The following is a 16,397-nucleotide window of genomic DNA, read 5'->3' as shown; positions in this document are numbered from 1 at the left end:
CCGTTAGACGCGCCTCTTCCGCTAGGCGCTCCTGCTCCGCTTTCTTGTCCATCTTAAATTGTTTGCGGAATTCTTCTACGGAGTTAGGAAGTTTCTTGATATCTGATTTGTTATATAGTAAATAGTAGTTTCTTTTTTTATCATAAGATACATCTTCATTATTTGAATATCCAAGAACATATTGCCCTTTTTTTGTTCGGAAAATATTTATTTCAGCACTTCGCCCATGGTCTTCTAACATGTATTTTTCCACTTTAAATACTCCGTTACTATAGTGATTAATTTTTTTCTTTGCAACGGCCATTGTGTTTTCAAACCACACCCCTGCGCTATCAGTTGTTTTTAACATATAGTTGCCATTCCTTATTTCATATTTCCCAAAATATATTTTTATTCCCGGTTTGCTTCCATCACCATCCTCATCGTAATTTTCCTCATTTCTTCTGGTGTCATCATACATTAATATAAATGTTTTATTATCTTTGAACTCAATATAGTACCTTGATTGGTCATTATCTGGATATTCACTTCTAGAACCGCCTATATACACGGTGTTAGTCTTAATTTCAGTAATTGGTTTAGGTTTAAAAAACGTTATTTTCATTATAATAGCTATAATTATTGTAATTAAAGAACAAGCAATAAGAACAATAATTGCTTTCTTATTACTAAAAATATTCTTCATAGCTTTACCCTCTTTCTGAAATATTCCTGACACACATTTATATCATCTTTATATTGTGACATATCTTTAATCGCTGGCGGTTCAAATTTCAACTCATAACCATCCGAACTATATACTCTACAACCATTTTTATCATGTTCATATAGAGACTCACGTCTAAACATTGGTTCATATTTATATTTTTCACCAGCAGGGTTAACATCCAAGACTTGATGTATATAATCATTTCGCCTTGCATAATTGAAGCTAGAGCAGTTTACTTTAGCATCCTGTGTAGCATCTTTGTCCAAGAGTGCAAGGAATTTACCATCCCCATTAATTATAAACTCTGAATGGAATTTACCATTAGTAACGACTTTGATATTCACTCCTCCATTTGCATAGCTATGTCCATCTGGGAATATCTCTCCATTGTTATATGACTTAAGATGAAGTCTCACAGATTCATCCACTGTCCAATCATCATGTCCCTTTTCTTTCAGATACCTTATTAGTTTCTCTTCATCTGTCCCATTAGTATATTTATTTCTTATGTATTCAGCCTGTTGATAGGATATTACATATCTGAATAAATGTACCCGTTTTCCAAGCGTTCCTGTCATCTCATTTTGTGAATATATGCCTTTAACAGCCTTATCGACTTCAAATGCAACTCCATAAAAATTTGTTTTAGGTGGTGAGTAATATGCTGTTTCTACGGTACCTGCTAGGCTACGCCAGAATTTATCGTCGGGCTCAAGATTAGGATCAATTTTGTTTGCAATACGTCTTAAATCGTCAGCTGATGAATTCTCATCGATACCGTCCATGCCAGTTACTTTCATAAGCATCTTAAGCTTCTTCTTGCTTTCTGATGCAGATAATCCTTCCGCCTTCCATGCATACCACATCTTTTTAAAGACTTCACTACCAACTAGTTGAGTTTGTTTATTGCACTTATCTATCTCTACAAGCACATTACCGGATGGAATCTTTCCTGCTATATTCTTGTTAATATATTTGGCGTAAGCCTTTATTCCATCGACTGCCCAGCCCTGTTTTTCTAGCAGAAGTACATTTGTCGTTACCTCGCCCTGGTATTTCTCCCATGTTTCATCATTTATGGATATTGGTCTCTTTATACCATAGAGCACTATAACATCCAGTTCCTTTACCTCTTCCTTTAGCTTTGCTCGCCATGAAGCCTCTAGGTTTGGATGAAATGCGCCCGCTCTAAACGATTTGCCGAGATCCGACAGGGCTGCGTTTATCTGTTCTGCTGTGCTATCTCCGGTACTGAATAGGTTCTTTGTGGCATTCTCTATATCATAGTATGCCTGCTCTTGTTCTTCCCAGATTTCAAGCATCCTTCGATGGTTATCTGCTAGGTGATCGTATAGCGACGCTCTTGTGCTTTGATTTTCTGCATAGACTGCGATTGCGGCGTATGTAACCGCATTTTCTCGGCAACGTTTTGCCCTATCCTCATATGCACGAATTCTACCTCTTGCATACTCTTGTCCTTTGAGGATTTTATCACCATCTAGGACTTTATCACCGACACTGCTCATGAGGGTTTTGTATTCGCCTATATTGTATTTAATTAGCGACCTAATACTTTGTAGCACTGTCTTGTAGTCTGCAATCTGCTGCTTTAGGGCATCGAAGGCTTTGCTCTCAAGCTCACTATTGTTGATAAATTCATCTAGTTTATGCTCTACATTTATGGTCTTTGACGATACCTCGTGCAGGTTATCTATGGCCTCTCTGCACTGGGCTTTGATTTCTGCTGGGTCTAAGTAAAAACTTGCACTCACACTATTACTTCCTTTCGTAGATTTCTGCTTTCCATATCTTCTAAGAATGCTGAATTTAAAAATTTAGCACCTGTCTTATAGAGGTTTTCGAATCATCTATTATCCTGCTTTTCTGCTTCTTTCGCAATTATAAGCCGCTGATATAGCCTATCTTCTTCATCGAACAATCTTACGTGATGACGTTGCACTTCATTTCTTACTTCATCATAATCACTAGAATTCTGCATACTCACTATACCAAGTGAATCGCAGGTATTGTCGATTATACCGATTAGTTCATTATCATCGTTTCTGCAAAGTTCATATCTGACTTGTTCATTTAGCTGCGCATTACCACTTGCAAAATAGTGTTCATCATCGATTTCACTACCTACTTTGCGCTTCAGATACTCAAGTTCATCATGCTTTCCCTCAAACTCTCTGAGTTTGCCTCGTATCTGCTCTTCTGTAAGGTTCTTCATCTTATCTTCCTAGCTTTTGGGATTGAACATGTAACATATTGCTAACGCCTCTGTCAAATTCATCAAACTTCACACCGAGGCTGCGTATATTATGTGCATCCACAGTTATTGTCTCGTCAAACTTTGAAGTAGCGTTTCTTATCTTGTCGTAGGCTGTTTTGCTGCTTTTATTTGCTGTTATCGTCGATCTACCATCCTGAGAAGCCAATGGACTAAGTCTTATGTCACTAGATGCGCCAGTAATGCCGCTTGCTATGGAAGATGTGGTGTCCTTATTTACTTTTATTGATTTTGTCATTATGAGGTTTCCTGTTCTTTTTTTCTATTTTATTTAATTATTTTACCATAAATTGTCGAATTATATTACCTCTAGATTTGCACTATTATCTGAGTCAAATGCACTATTCTTAGACTCATTTTAGATTTTCATTCACAGTCACCCATTTCATATTCTTTATAAATTTTCATTCACAGTCACCAATTTCATATTCTTTTGTGGTAGAATTCAACCTATGAAAATTTTAGTAATTACGATGTTTATACTCATGTACGTTGTGATGATCTTCTTCCAGAAGTTCCGTGTACATGCCGCTCTTATTTCAGCAGCGGTTTTCTTAATAGCTGGTGTTATGTCCGCTAGTACAGCGATTCAGTCTGTGAACTGGAATATCTTGCTGATGATTTCTGGCACGATGATTCTTGTGCACTACTTTATCGACTCCAAGATGCCCAACAAGCTTGCCGACATACTCCTAGATAGATCCAAAAACATGTTGATGGTCATAATCTTCATGTCGCTATTCTCTGGATTTATCTCTGCATTTGTAGATAATGTCGCGACTGTACTCATGGTAGCTCCTGTCGGGCTAGCTATCTGTCGCAAGCTCGATGTATCCCCCGTTCCGATGACGCTGTCGATTGCCGTCTCCTCGAATCTCCAAGGTGCAGCTACACTCGTTGGTGATACCACTTCGATGATGCTCGCTTCGTATGCAAAGATGGATTTCTCATCCTTCTTCGTATTCCACGGCAAGCCAGGAATCTTCTTTGCCGTAGAACTCGGTGCTCTCGCAACAGTGCCTGTTATGATGATTCTATTTAGAAAGTATAGACAGCCTGTTGCAGCTGAAGAATATACAGAAGTTAAAAACCTAGTGCCTACATATATGCTGGTAGGGCTAGTAGCGACTCTTATATTCGTGTCATTCTTCCCGAATAAACCAGATATAACTAACGGTGCTATATGTATAACCTTTGCGGTCGTTTCAATAATTTTTGACTATGCGAGAAGGCGCGATGGAGACCGTACGATTGCCGCCTTAAAGGATGCCGACATCGAGACTTTGCTCCTATTGTTCGGACTATTTATAGTAATCGCAGGTCTTACTGAAGTAGGCGTTATCAAAGATTTGTCTGACCTCATAGTGCGAACCGGCGGAAGCAACATGTTCCTCCTCTACACGATTATAGTATGGGGTTCAATCCTGATTTCGGCTTTCGTCGACAACATTCCGTACGTTGCCACTATGCTTCCTGTGCTTCAAGGTGTTTCATCGTCACTTGGTGTCGATCCGACTCTTCTATATCTCGGTCTACTCTGCGGAGCAACGCTAGGCGGCAACCTCACTCCGGTCGGGGCATCTGCGAATATAACGGCGGTAGGCATTTTAAGAAAGAACGGAGAGATCGTAACCTTTAAGGAATTTATGAAAATCGGAGTGCCGTTTACGCTGACGGCAGCTACAGTCGGATACGCATTCATATGGTTCATATACGGCTAGAGAAATTGTAAATCAATATAAACTAAGAGGGATTCATTTTGTGAACCCCTCTTTTGTTTCCCTATTTCCTCATAACTGTATTCGATTCTTATATATTTTCGCTTATCTAGTTTATATATTATTTACTGCTCTATCTTCCACTTCTTAGCGAGTTTGTCGTAGGTGCCGTTTTCCTTAAGATGCTTTAGTCCCTTGTTAATTTTCTTAAGAAGCTCCTTGTTGTCGCTCTTAACTGCAATCGCAACATCAGCAACGCTGTCAGGCTTTATATCGCCTACTATTTTGTACTTATCTCCCTGCGAAGCAACAATATCTACAGCAACAGGCTTATCAACAAGAACTGCATCAACATCACCATTTCCAAGCTGCTGAAGCGCTGTTGTGTTCTGGTTTAGGATAACTGTTTTGGATACTTTACCTTCCTTCTTGAGCTGCTCTGCTATATCAGCCTGAGAAGTACCAGTCTGCGCTGCTACCTTGAGCCCGCTTCCCGATGTGAAGTTATCCCAACCTGTTATGCTTGTATTGTCTTTCTTTACAAGTAAAACGATTCCTGTCTTATAGTAAGGGTCTGAGAAAGCCACCTTCTTAGCACGCTCAGGCGTCACATTCATGCCAGCGATTACGATATCCGTGCTATCAGACTTGAGCGCAGGGATGAGTGCATCAAATTCAAGTGATTCGAATTCGACCTTGAAACCTTGATCCTTCGCAATAGCCTTCATAAGATCCATATCAAATCCCACAATGTCTCCATCCTTATTTGTCGTATCAAATGGAGGGTAGGTCGGTTCAGTCGAAACCTTGTACACCTTGTCCTTGCCACCACATGCAGAAAGTGCTCCTGCCATAATTAGGCACATCATGAGTGCCAAAATCTTTCCGATAGTCTTTTTCATTTTACTGCCTCTTTCTTTAAAATAATGTTCGCTCTAAATATTTTCTCTAAATTCCGCTACTTTTAATTTGACATCCACATATTTATGGCTTGTACTTATCCGTGTTTGTGCTGATACTATCGTCGCCCTTTCTGACTACCGAGAATTGCATCAGTTTTTCGGATGTGCATAAAGCTGTTTATGTGTGTATTTTTAGTAGTTCTTGTGTATGAATATACTCGCTCTTCTTCCTTTTGTCAACGTCTTTTTGAATTTTATTTCATATTTTCGTTTTTTTATTCAATAATGTGTAAAATTAATACATAGGCTCCGCATGTTGCTTGTTGCCTATGTATCCTGATTTTAGAACATTCCCATATTCTTGAACAGAAATAGCCAGCCAAATATAGTTATTATGGAAATCCCTGTCGTGAATATTACTGCATTACCTGCAAGCTCTCCATCGCTTCCCATAGACTCTGCCATTGTATATGATGACACTGAGCAAGGTGCCGCCATCATAACTATTAGCGATACGAACTCTACACCTCTGAAGCCGAGCAGCATCGCTATAGGTAGTCCAATTGCAGGGAGTACTATTAGCTTGGCAATTATTGATATACTTAGGTTCCGCCTGCCAGACTTCACACTTTTGATATTAAATGAAGCACCGAGCAGTATCATCGCCATCGGAGTCGTGCATTCAGATAGAGAATAGACAACCCTGCCTATCGATTTCGGCACTGCTATATTGAGGGATATCACTATGCCTGCTGCCACGGCACCGAGAATTATCGGGTTAGTGACGATCTTGCGGAGCATTTTAGAGATGCTAGCACGACCACCACGGTAATACTCCAATATTATGACAGCTAACACGTTGTACGTCGGTACGATTATAGTGACGAGTATAGCTGTCTTGGATACATTTCCTGCACCGCATATATTAATTGCGATTGGAAGCCCCATAAGTACGAAGTTGCTTCTATACATCGCCTGTATCATCGCTCCACGTGTCTCTGGTTTCTTCTCCAGCTTTTGAACCACTGGTATGCTAAGCGCTATGTAGGATAAAAGAAATACAAGTGCAAATACTATAAGTCTTGGGCTCAAAGCTGTGCTTAACTTCGCCCCGTAGAGGTTCTCGAACATCATCGGTGGGAAGAGCACAATAAAGACGAGGCGATTGAATCTGTGCACCTCGTCATCATTTATAAGGCCTACTCGCTTTACGAGCATCCCGATTATCAGATATATCATCAGCGGTACTACCGCATTTATGCAAATCCAGAAATTCTGTATCATTATAACCTCGACATGACTAATTCTGCGTATTCGCGGCATGTTGCACCGCCTGCCATTCCCGTCATTCGTGGTCCAAGCTCCTTATCAGCTGCTTCTAGTGCATCTTCAAGCCGCTTCGATTCATCTCTATAGTCCACATGTGAGAGCATCATCACCGCTGCCTTCAGAAGACTTGACGGATTGGCATATTCGCCCAGCCCTTCTTCAATCATGCGTGGAGCACTGCCGTGAATTGCTTCAAATATCGCGTAATTCCTGCCGATATTCGCACTTCCAGCCGTTCCGACTCCGCCCTGAATCTGAGCTGCCTCGTCAGTAATTATATCACCATACAGGTTAGGAAGTACAAAAACTTGGAAGTTGTTTCTAATCTCCTTATTGACTAGATTAGCAGCCATGATATCGATGAACCACGAATCCGTCTCAATCTCTGGGTATTCCTTAGCGACCTCACGGCAGATATTAAGGAAATTGCCATCAGTCTTCTTCATGATATTGGCTTTAGTCACTATGGATACTCGCTTCTTGCCGTTAGCTCTCGCGTATTCATATGCGGCGCGAGCGATTCTCTCTGTGCCCTCGTCTGTCGTCACCTTAAAATCGACTGCCAACTCTCCCGTGATATATTCGCCCTTGCTGCCTAATGCATATTCTCCTTCCGTGTTTTCACGGAAGAATGTCCAGTCGATTCCTTCTTCTGGAATTGCAACTGGTCTGACATTGGCAAATAGATCAAATGATTTGCGCAGGTAGACATTAGCACTCTCGATATTGGCTGTATTCATGGCAGCGTTCGGTGTTGTTGTTGGTCCTTTGAGCAGGACATCACATTCGTTCATCGCTGCCATGACGGAGTCCGGGACTGTCTTGCCTGCGGCGAGGCGATTTTCGAGGGTGAAGCCTTCGATTGGCTTTAGGACTAGGGAGCCGCTTGCAAGTCTGTCCCGGAGGACTGCTTCCAGCACTCTCTCCGCTTCGGCCATGATAATCGGGCCGATGCCGTCGCCGGCAGCGGTTCCGATTATTACCTTGTCTCTATTCGAGTTAGGAGCTAGATTACCAATTTTGTTAGCTGCACCTTTCTCCTCTCTCTCAGCTCTCATGCGCTGATTCCTTGCCACCTGCTCACGCAGCACGATTTCAAAATTCTCTACAGCACTCCTGATATCCCACTCTATTTCTGAGCTATATATCTTTTTATCCATTTCCTTGTCTCCAATTTCAAACTGTACGATTCAAGTCTGATAGCACAGTCTCAATAATATTACCCGAAATTATAAAATCACTATTTATGATATTAATAGCACGATTTTCTAATCTTAACTAGCTTTGAGGTGTGTACCCTTCACTGCTTCATCTAGTTACCAAGTGCCGCATAGTCAAGAAGTCCTCCTGCCAAGAGCACTTCTTTCTGTCTCTCTGCAAGTTCCATGCGGAGCGGAATATTCTTATCTCCAGCATGCAGAATTATTCTGTCATCTTCTAGAGCTGCTCTCACTCCATCTAGTCTGAGCACATCCCCCTGTTCTATCTCATCATAGTCATCTGGATTCTCGAAGATTAGCGGCAGGATTCCCGCATTCACAAGATTTGCCGCATGAATTCTGGCAAAGCTCTTCGCTATAACCGCCTTTATTCCGAGGTAGAGCGGTGCAAGCGCAGCATGCTCTCTAGATGACCCCTGCCCATAATTAGAGCCGCCAACTATGAATCCCTTACCAGCCTCCTTGGCTCTAGCTGCAAATGTCTCATCCACTACGCTAAAGCAGAATTCAGATATTTTAGGCACGTTCGATCTATATGGCAATACTTTCGATCCTGCTGGCATGATGTGATCAGTGGTGATATTATCACCTACCTTGAGAATGACCGCGGCCTCTATATGGTCATCCAGCGGACTTGTCTCTGGGAATGGTTTGATGTTAGGGCCGCGTAGCACCTCTGCCGCCTCGGCTTCTGCTGCTGGCAGTGGTGCGATGATTCCGTCATCATTGATGCGGAATCTATCTGGCTGCTGCGGCTGTGCGATTGGAGGAAGTGTCGTTGGATCTGTGATAAAGCCTGTGAGCGCTGACGCTGCAGCTGTCTCAGGACTTACTAGATACACCTGTCCGTCCTTAGTTCCCGAACGACCGAGGAAGTTTCTGTTAAATGTTCTTAGGCTCACACCCTTTGAGTTCGGCGAGAATCCCATTCCTATACATGGACCACATGCGCACTCCAGTATTCTAGCACCCGCGTCTATCATATCTGTGAGTGCCCCGCTCTCTGCCATCATTGAGAACACCTGCCTCGAACCTGGCGATATTCCAAGACTCACACTGTCTGCAATCTTATGTCCCTTTAAAACTGATGCAGTCTTGGTCATGTCTGCAAATGATGAGTTTGTACATGAACCAATCGCCACCTGATCAACCTTTATTCCTGCGAGCTCTCTCACAGGCTTTACATTGTCAGGACTATTTGGACAAGCAGCTAGAGGCTCGAGTTCGCTCAGATTTATCGAGTAACGCTCAGCATATTCAGCATCTGAATCGCTTGCTAGAGGAGACCAGTCAGCCTCCCTGTCCTGAGCTGCCATGAACTGCCTGGTCACCTCGTCGGAAGGAAAAATCGAGGTAGTAGCTCCTAGCTCAGCGCCCATGTTAGTAATAGTCGCACGCTCAGGAACGCTGAGCGTCGCTACACCCTCGCCACCGTATTCGACAATAGCGCCAACGCCTCCCTTGACAGACAGCATGCGCAGAACCTCCAAGATGATATCTTTGGCGCTAACATTAGGGCGGAGCTCTCCGATTAGTTCCACGAAAATCATCCTAGGCATAGGGATGTGGTAAGCTCCGCCACCCATGGCAACGGCAACATCCATGCCACCAGCGCCCATTGCCAGCATTCCGAGCCCACTGCCAGTTGGCGTGTGCGAATCAGACCCAATCAGGGTCTTACCCGGAATGCCAAATCTCTCATAATGAACCTGGTGGCAGATGCCGTTGCCAGGTCTCGAGAAATACACACCGTGCTTTGCAGCCACGGTCTGAATATATTTATGATCATCTGCATTCTCAAATCCAGACTGCAGAGTGTTGTGATCTATATATGCTACGGAACGCTCAGTCTTGACCTGCGGAATTCCCATCGCCTCAAACTCCAGATATGCCATTGTTCCAGTCGCGTCCTGTGTCAGAGTCTGGTCAATCCTGAGCCCGATCTCCTCGCCCACCTTCATCTCACCACTAACCAAGTGAGCTTTAATAATTTTCTCAGCTATTGTATATCCCATTTTATGCCCCCTACCAGCTTCCTTCAGACTCTCCAGTTACGAATTTATTTACAAGCGCATCAATCTCATCTGCTCCGATAACAGATACCCTGCCGTTATCATATTGATTATCAATCCAGCTCTTGATATAGCGAACCACTTCACTGTGCTTATCTACCTTACGATCGCCCTCTAGATGATATTTCTCATTGAGCCATACAGCTACTCCAGCCACACCGCTGTTCTGGTTGATTGAAACGAGAGGTGGTCTATTGAGGAATTTCTTAGTGTCAAATATATTGTAAATTTCCTCATTCTTAAGCAGCCCATCCGCGTGAATTCCAGCTTTGGTAACATTGAAATTCTTGCCGACGAAAGGGGTTTGCTCAGGTAGATGATACCCGATTTTCTTCTCATAATACTCGGCAAGTTCAGTGATAACCGTCGTATCCATCCCGTCCAGTGTGCCACGTAGCTGCGCATACTCGAAGACCATCGCCTCAAGAGGAACATTTCCAGTCCTCTCTCCTATGCCAAATAGCGTAGTATTTACCGCCGCTGCTCCGTACAGCCACGCAGTCGCCGCATTAGTAACAGCCTTATAGAAATCGTTATGCCCATGCCATTCGATCATCTCACTCGGTACCCCTGCGTAATGTTGAAGTCCATAGATTATCCCAGAAACTGACCTAGGCATCGCAACTCCTCCATAAGGAATTCCGTATCCAAGCGTATCACATGCACGAATTCTAACAGGCATATTAGCCTGCTCTGCAAGGTCCTGAATAGCCTTTACAAAAGGGACTACAAAACCATAGAAGTCAGCCCTCGTAATGTCCTCAAGGTGACACCTTGGCATAACCCCAGCTTCAAACGCATCGGAAATGACCGATAGGTAGTGCTCCATCGCCTGCCTTCTATTCATACCGAGCTTCGTAAATATATGGTAATCTGAACAGCTTACGAGTATACCAGTCTCCTTAACACCGATGTCGTGCACGAGCTTAAAATCTTCTTTCTTAGCTCTAATCCATGTCGTAATCTCTGGAAATTCAAGACCCAGCTCTCTGCACTTCTCGATAGCTCGCCTATCTCTATCACTATATACGAAAAACTCCGTCTGCCTAATCTTGCCGTTAGGCCCTGATAGCCTCGACATCATCTCATATATATCTACAATCTGCTCAACAGTATATGGTTCGCGAGATTGCTGCCCGTCACGGAATGTCGTATCGGTAATCCATATCTCCTTAGGCATTCCGAGAGGATTTCTTCTAAAGTTAAAGGAAACCTTTGGTATCTCGGTGTACTCGAAAAACTCACGCATCAAGTTAGGTTCTTCAACATCTTGAAGTTGGTAATTGTAAGGATCCTGTTCTAGTAGGTTTGATTTCTTATTGATCTTGATGTCACTCATCTGTTATACCTCGCAAATTTTAGTTCCCCGTCCCCTTAAGTCTAGCCTCCGCTAATCTACGAGCTTCGTTATAATGTTTTATACCGCCGCGCTAGATTGTATACATGTATATTAATATGCAATATTTGCTATGTCAAGTAATCACACCAACTATGACAAAATTTCCATATAAAATACCCTCATTACTGGGTGTCCAGTAATGAGGGTACATATCATCATGACCTCGGTCTCTCTTCCGTCTATATAAACCACTCAGGGTCTTTTCTCTTAAAATGAAGCTTTTCTCTCGCAATCCTCGTCGCCCTAGCGAGCGAACCGTAGAACCCGCGCGCATCTTGAGGACACGCCTTTATGCAAGATGTGCACGAGATGCATTCCTTTGGATCGGACTTTCTGAGATCATCAGTGCTTATTGCCCCAACTGGGCATACTTCCTTGCACTTTCCGCAGCTTATGCATAGAGAATTCGCTGTAGGGTGAATCGGTAATTTCATAGGCTTGCGCTTTGGAATAGAGCCAGGAATCATGAGCGGTGCGAGTCTTCCTCTCATAGACGAGATATCTGTGCACACGAAGCGCTTCAGCTTCTTAGCACTGATCCTGCTGAACTCAATCATCTTCTTGATATCGTTCGCATCTGGTCTACTCTCTGCAACCTTAGGGAACATCGAGTGCTGTGCGATAAATGCTGCTGCACTTATCACGTTAAAGCCTCTCTCGTTCGCATACGTATACAGCTCATATAGCGCATCACCGTAGCTGTTATTTCCATAAGACACAAGTGCAATCAGGTACGCTCCGTTACCATTTACCTTAGACAGCATCTCCTTACAAATCTCTGGGATGCGTCCAGACATGACAGGAAGTCCCATCACGACGATAGTTTCGTCAGTACAGTCAATAGATGTATTGATGCCGTGGCGCTCACTTAAGCACAGCATATCGTAAAAAGAATAGCTGAGGTCATCTAAGCAGCTATCACGCATGTTATCAGTTAATTCAATTGTAATCTTCTTGGTTATCTTGGCTGTCGCGCCCGATGGGCTAAAATACATGCCTACAACGTTCTTAATCATCTTTGAATCTCACACATTTGCAGTGCTCGCAGCACTTCGAGAACATCCCTTCATAACATTACATAGATTTTACCATGCAATAGAAAATAATGTGTCTCGGTAATGTGCATTTTTGTGAAGATAAAATGAAGAAGTGTAGGAAATAAAAGTGACAGACCCGAATTATCGAATCTGCCACATACATTTTTCCCAATTCCTCTGGAAACTGATTTTTAATTCTTCAGCCTCGAAATATATGATTCCAAGGCAAATGCTTAACCTTGTCTAAGAGGCTGGTTTCAGGCTTTCACTAGTAAGCTTCGCCTACTTTAGATTGTAATCTTCGTTCCACTGATTGAAGTAATCGATCTGCATCGCTTTCTTCATCTTATCAAGAGTCTTTTCTGCTTCAGAATTAGCTAGTTCTGTACCCTTACGAAGCATCTCGACAACAACCTCTGGGTGCTCCTCATAATAAGCGCGTCTCTCTCTGATTGGCTCTAGGAACTCATTTAGCACCTTGAGAAGGAACTTCTTAACCTTAACATCGCCGAGACCTCCTCTTCTGTAGTGATCCTTGAGCTCATCTAAATCCTTATATTCAGGTAGATACTTCTCGAACGAGTCAGGCTGTACAAACGCATCTAGATATGTAAACACAGTGTTACCCTCAACCTGACCAGGGTCCTCAACCTTGATGTGGTTAGGGTCAGTGTACATGCTCATAACCTTAGTCTTGAGTTCCTGCTCGCTATCCGATAGATAGATGGTATTGCCAAGCGACTTGCTCATCTTAGCTTGGCCATCAGTTCCTGGAAGTCTGAGGCACGCCTTGTTATCAGGCAGGTAAATCTCTGGCTCAACCAGAACTTCACCGTAAGTAGCATTGAATTTACGCACTATCTCGCGGCACTGCTCGATCATTGGCTCTTGGTCCTCGCCAACTGGTACGATGGTGCCCATAAATGCAGTTATGTCGGATGCCTGGCTGATAGGATATGTAAAGAATCCTACTGGCAGATTTGCCTCAAATCCACGCATCTTAATCTCATTCTTGACTGTAGGATTACGCTGAACTCTAGCTACAGTAACGAGATTCATGTAATACATAGTCATCTCGTGAAGCGCTGGAATCTGTGACTGGATAAAGATGGTGGTGCGCTCTGGATCTATGCCGATTGCTAGGTAATCCATCGCAACCTGAAGCACGCTCTCGCGCACCTTTCCTGGATTATCTGCATTATCAGTAAGCGCCTGCGCATCTGCAATCATAACGAACATCTTATCGATGCTCGAATCCTCCTGCAGGATAAGTCTCTGTCTAAGTGATCCCACATAGTGTCCTATATGCAGTCTGCCGGTCGGTCTATCTCCGGTTAGTACAACTTTATTTTTGTTCATATTTTTTCCCCTTATATCTATATTCATGTCTATGGTGTAACTTGCTTTTAATTAATTTGTCTCGAGTTTAGCCGCGCCATCGCCTACCATAGATGGCATCCTCAGTCGCAACCCCATCCATATACACATCTGTATCTTCTAGCGGAATATCGTCTGTAAGTAGCTTCTCAAAGCAGAGCGCAATCTTGTTAAATCCCGATACGCTGAGAAATCTATCATAGTAACCAGCGCCATGCCCGATTCTTCGTCCGTCCTTCGAGCATGCCACGCAAGGGACTATTGCTAGATCAAACTCATCTGCAGTAATTTCAGTAGCTTCAGCAAGTGGCTCTCTGATCCCGAACGCACCTCTCGCTAGCTCATCACTGCTCTTATATTCCTTGACTACCATCTCATGTGGTCCAACGCAGAGCGGAATCCCAACGCGCTTTCCATCCTCGAGAGCTTGCTCTATAATCTCATCCGTCACTGGCTCGCCGCCCATCGACATGTAGCAAAAAATCGTATTCGAATTCTTATACGCATCAGTTGCCAGTAATAGATCAGTAATTTTACGGCTCGCTTCTTCGATATATTCAGGTGAGAGCTCCTTTACGATTTCTCTACATCTTGCGCGAAGCGCCTTCTTATTCTCATGTATGTTTTGTGCTCTATGAGTTTCCACATTCGCTCCTTATCGTGCAGCTACTGCACTTCGTAATTCTTACGGATATATATGTTACAGATATATATGGTCATTTGATAGATGCAAAATACGCCTATAGCTGACTTATTATATCCTTCTTTATCTTTCTAGTATATATGATTGACATGCTAAGTCCAAAGAATTCTGCAAATACAAACGAGAACCACACGTAGTCAACGTTACCGAGCTTAGACAGGAAATATGCCGCTGGCAGTAGCACGATTAGCTGTCTCACTATTGATACGTACATGCTGTACACGCTCTTGCCAAGTGCCTGGAATACTCCACCTCGCATGATTGAGTATCCTGCAAATGGAAATACCAGCGAGATAACTCTAAGCTCAACAGTTCCAATCCTCATCAGCTCTGGGGATGCTGCGAAGAAGCCGAGCAGCACATGCGGGATTGCCCAGAAGACAAACATTCCAATGGTCATCATAGCTATACCGTAGATTACCGACAGCTTCATAGTCTCTTCTAATCTCTTCCTGTTCCGTGATCCATAGTTGTATGCGATAATCGGAACTATGCCATTATTCATGCCGAACACTGGCATAAAGATGAAGCTCTGAAGCTTGAAGAACGCTCCAAATGCAGCAACCGCAGTGGTTGTAAATTTTACGAGTATCTGGTTGAGGCCGAACACCATTAATGATCCTACAGACTGCATGATGATTGATGGGACACCGATTTCATATATTTCTCTTATTGTATTCCAGCTAGGTCTGAAACCCTTAAAGGTCAGCTTGACCTCTCTATTCTTCTTAATATTGAAATAAAGCCCTAACAGCGCACCAACGGTCTGTCCAAAAACGGTGGCATATGCAGCGCCGGCGATTCCCATCTTAGGTGCGCCAAACCATCCAAAGATAAGAATCGGATCCATGATGATATTGATAATAGCGCCGGTGCTCTGTGTGATAAATATATATATGGTCCTGCCTGTACTCTGCAGCAACCTTTCGATTGTAACCTGCAGGAACACCATGACCGATAGCCAGCATACTATTCTGAGATACGTTACGCCGTACTCGATTATCTCAGGATCACTTGTCTGCATATCTATAAAAGGTCTTGCGAAAAGCCCTATTACGACGAACAGCGCATATGTTACGAAACTCAGGAATATTCCATTTTGTGCCGTAGCATTCACCTTATCGAACTCCTTTGCTCCGAGGTACCTTGACATCAGAGCACTCATACCTACAGCCGTACCTACTCCGAAGGCAATCATCATGGATTGAATTGGAAAGCATAGGGAGATGGCTGTAAGAGCATTCTCATTAATCTGAGCGACAAATATACTATCCACTATGTTATAGAGCGATAGTACAAACATAGAAACCATGAGCGGAACCGACAATTTTATAATCAATGACGGTATCGGCGCTGTACCTAGCTTATTCTCTTTTATCTCAGCAGCTGTGCTCATTGTCCCCCCTTTTCTTATCCCAATAAATAAAAACGACTGAACGGGTATCCATTCAATCTACGATTCATTATACCATTTTGAGAGCAAAACATTCTAGTGCAGAAACGCAAAATAGTACATTAGACTTGTTTAGTCTTTAAAATTACTGCTTCGTCTATCATATTGCCGCAAAAGAAAAAACGTAGCATCAGCCACGCTTTCTCCATTGCAGTATATTTATTATTAAGGATGTTACAGCCCGT

Annotated in this window: 14 protein-coding genes; 1 reads left to right on the top strand and 13 read right to left on the bottom strand. The window is 43.0% G+C overall.

Translation table 11 applies throughout. The annotated features are described in order from the left end of the window. The 4 genes from Q7O90_RS03470 to Q7O90_RS03455 form a co-directional block, all read right to left on the bottom strand. Positions 1–685 (bottom strand): hypothetical protein (locus Q7O90_RS03470; RefSeq protein WP_304127538.1); only part of this gene is annotated, 685 nt, incomplete at its 3' end. Then, positions 682–2,481 carry a DUF3114 domain-containing protein gene (locus tag Q7O90_RS03465; protein ID WP_304127535.1) on the bottom strand — a complete coding sequence of 600 codons (1,800 nt, stop codon included), beginning with the start codon at positions 2,479–2,481 and terminating at the stop codon, positions 682–684. The genes Q7O90_RS03470 and Q7O90_RS03465, both read right to left, overlap by 4 nt. Before the next feature lie 92 nt (positions 2,482–2,573). Continuing rightward, positions 2,574–2,942, bottom strand: a complete 369-nt coding sequence (locus tag Q7O90_RS03460) for a hypothetical protein (protein WP_304127532.1) — start codon at positions 2,940–2,942, stop codon at positions 2,574–2,576. A 1-nt stretch (position 2,943) separates the two neighbouring features. After that, positions 2,944–3,240 (bottom strand): TIGR04197 family type VII secretion effector, encoded by a 297-nt coding sequence (locus Q7O90_RS03455; RefSeq protein WP_304127529.1) that lies wholly within the window; start codon positions 3,238–3,240, stop codon positions 2,944–2,946. 214 nt (positions 3,241–3,454) lie between these two features. On the opposite strand from Q7O90_RS03455, the gene Q7O90_RS03450 reads away from it, so the two are divergent. Continuing rightward, on the top strand, positions 3,455–4,723 hold the full coding sequence (locus Q7O90_RS03450; RefSeq protein WP_304127526.1) for an SLC13 family permease: 1,269 nt from the start codon (positions 3,455–3,457) through the stop codon (positions 4,721–4,723). Between the two features lie 122 nt (positions 4,724–4,845). On the opposite strand, the gene Q7O90_RS03445 is transcribed toward Q7O90_RS03450, so the two are convergent. The 9 genes from Q7O90_RS03445 to Q7O90_RS03405 all read right to left on the bottom strand — a co-directional run bounded on the left by Q7O90_RS03445 (position 4,846) and on the right by Q7O90_RS03405 (position 16,155). Continuing rightward, positions 4,846–5,622, bottom strand: a complete 777-nt coding sequence (locus tag Q7O90_RS03445; protein ID WP_304127524.1) for a basic amino acid ABC transporter substrate-binding protein — start codon at positions 5,620–5,622, stop codon at positions 4,846–4,848. Between the two features lie 342 nt (positions 5,623–5,964). Beyond that, positions 5,965–6,906: an AEC family transporter gene (locus Q7O90_RS03440; protein ID WP_304127522.1), complete on the bottom strand. Its 942-nt coding sequence runs from the start codon at positions 6,904–6,906 to the stop codon at positions 5,965–5,967. Beyond that, a complete protein-coding gene (locus Q7O90_RS03435; protein WP_304127519.1) occupies positions 6,906–8,111 on the bottom strand; it encodes an isocitrate/isopropylmalate family dehydrogenase in 1,206 nt (401 codons plus the stop codon). The genes Q7O90_RS03440 and Q7O90_RS03435 overlap by 1 nt, the downstream gene beginning before the upstream one ends. A 152-nt stretch (positions 8,112–8,263) precedes the next feature. Next, on the bottom strand, positions 8,264–10,186 hold the full coding sequence (locus Q7O90_RS03430; protein WP_304127517.1) for an aconitate hydratase: 1,923 nt from the start codon (positions 10,184–10,186) through the stop codon (positions 8,264–8,266). Between the two features lie 10 nt (positions 10,187–10,196). Further along, positions 10,197–11,582 (bottom strand): 2-isopropylmalate synthase, encoded by a 1,386-nt coding sequence (locus tag Q7O90_RS03425; RefSeq protein ID WP_304127514.1) that lies wholly within the window; start codon positions 11,580–11,582, stop codon positions 10,197–10,199. Positions 11,583–11,821: 239 nt separating this feature from the next. After that, positions 11,822–12,658 carry a 4Fe-4S binding protein gene (locus Q7O90_RS03420; RefSeq protein ID WP_106057822.1) on the bottom strand — a complete coding sequence of 279 codons (837 nt, stop codon included), beginning with the start codon at positions 12,656–12,658 and terminating at the stop codon, positions 11,822–11,824. A gap of 303 nt (positions 12,659–12,961) precedes the next feature. Continuing rightward, positions 12,962–14,038, bottom strand: coding sequence for a tryptophan--tRNA ligase (gene trpS, locus Q7O90_RS03415; RefSeq protein ID WP_304127512.1), 1,077 nt, complete (start codon positions 14,036–14,038; stop codon positions 12,962–12,964). Positions 14,039–14,105: 67 nt separating this feature from the next. After that, a complete protein-coding gene (locus Q7O90_RS03410; RefSeq protein ID WP_304127509.1) occupies positions 14,106–14,702 on the bottom strand; it encodes a 5-formyltetrahydrofolate cyclo-ligase in 597 nt (198 codons plus the stop codon). Positions 14,703–14,796: 94 nt separating this feature from the next. After that, the gene (locus Q7O90_RS03405) at positions 14,797–16,155 is read right to left on the bottom strand and encodes an MATE family efflux transporter (RefSeq protein ID WP_304127506.1); all 1,359 of its coding nucleotides are present in this window, start codon (positions 16,153–16,155) and stop codon (positions 14,797–14,799) included. Between the last annotated feature and the right edge of the window lie 242 nt (positions 16,156–16,397).

The sequence above is a fragment of the Mogibacterium diversum genome, from assembly GCF_938028775.1.
In the GTDB taxonomy this organism is placed as follows: Bacteria; Bacillota; Clostridia; order Peptostreptococcales; family Anaerovoracaceae; genus Mogibacterium; species Mogibacterium diversum_A.
Note: the sequence above shows the minus strand (reverse complement) of the source record. Positions and strands in the feature narration are given on the sequence as shown.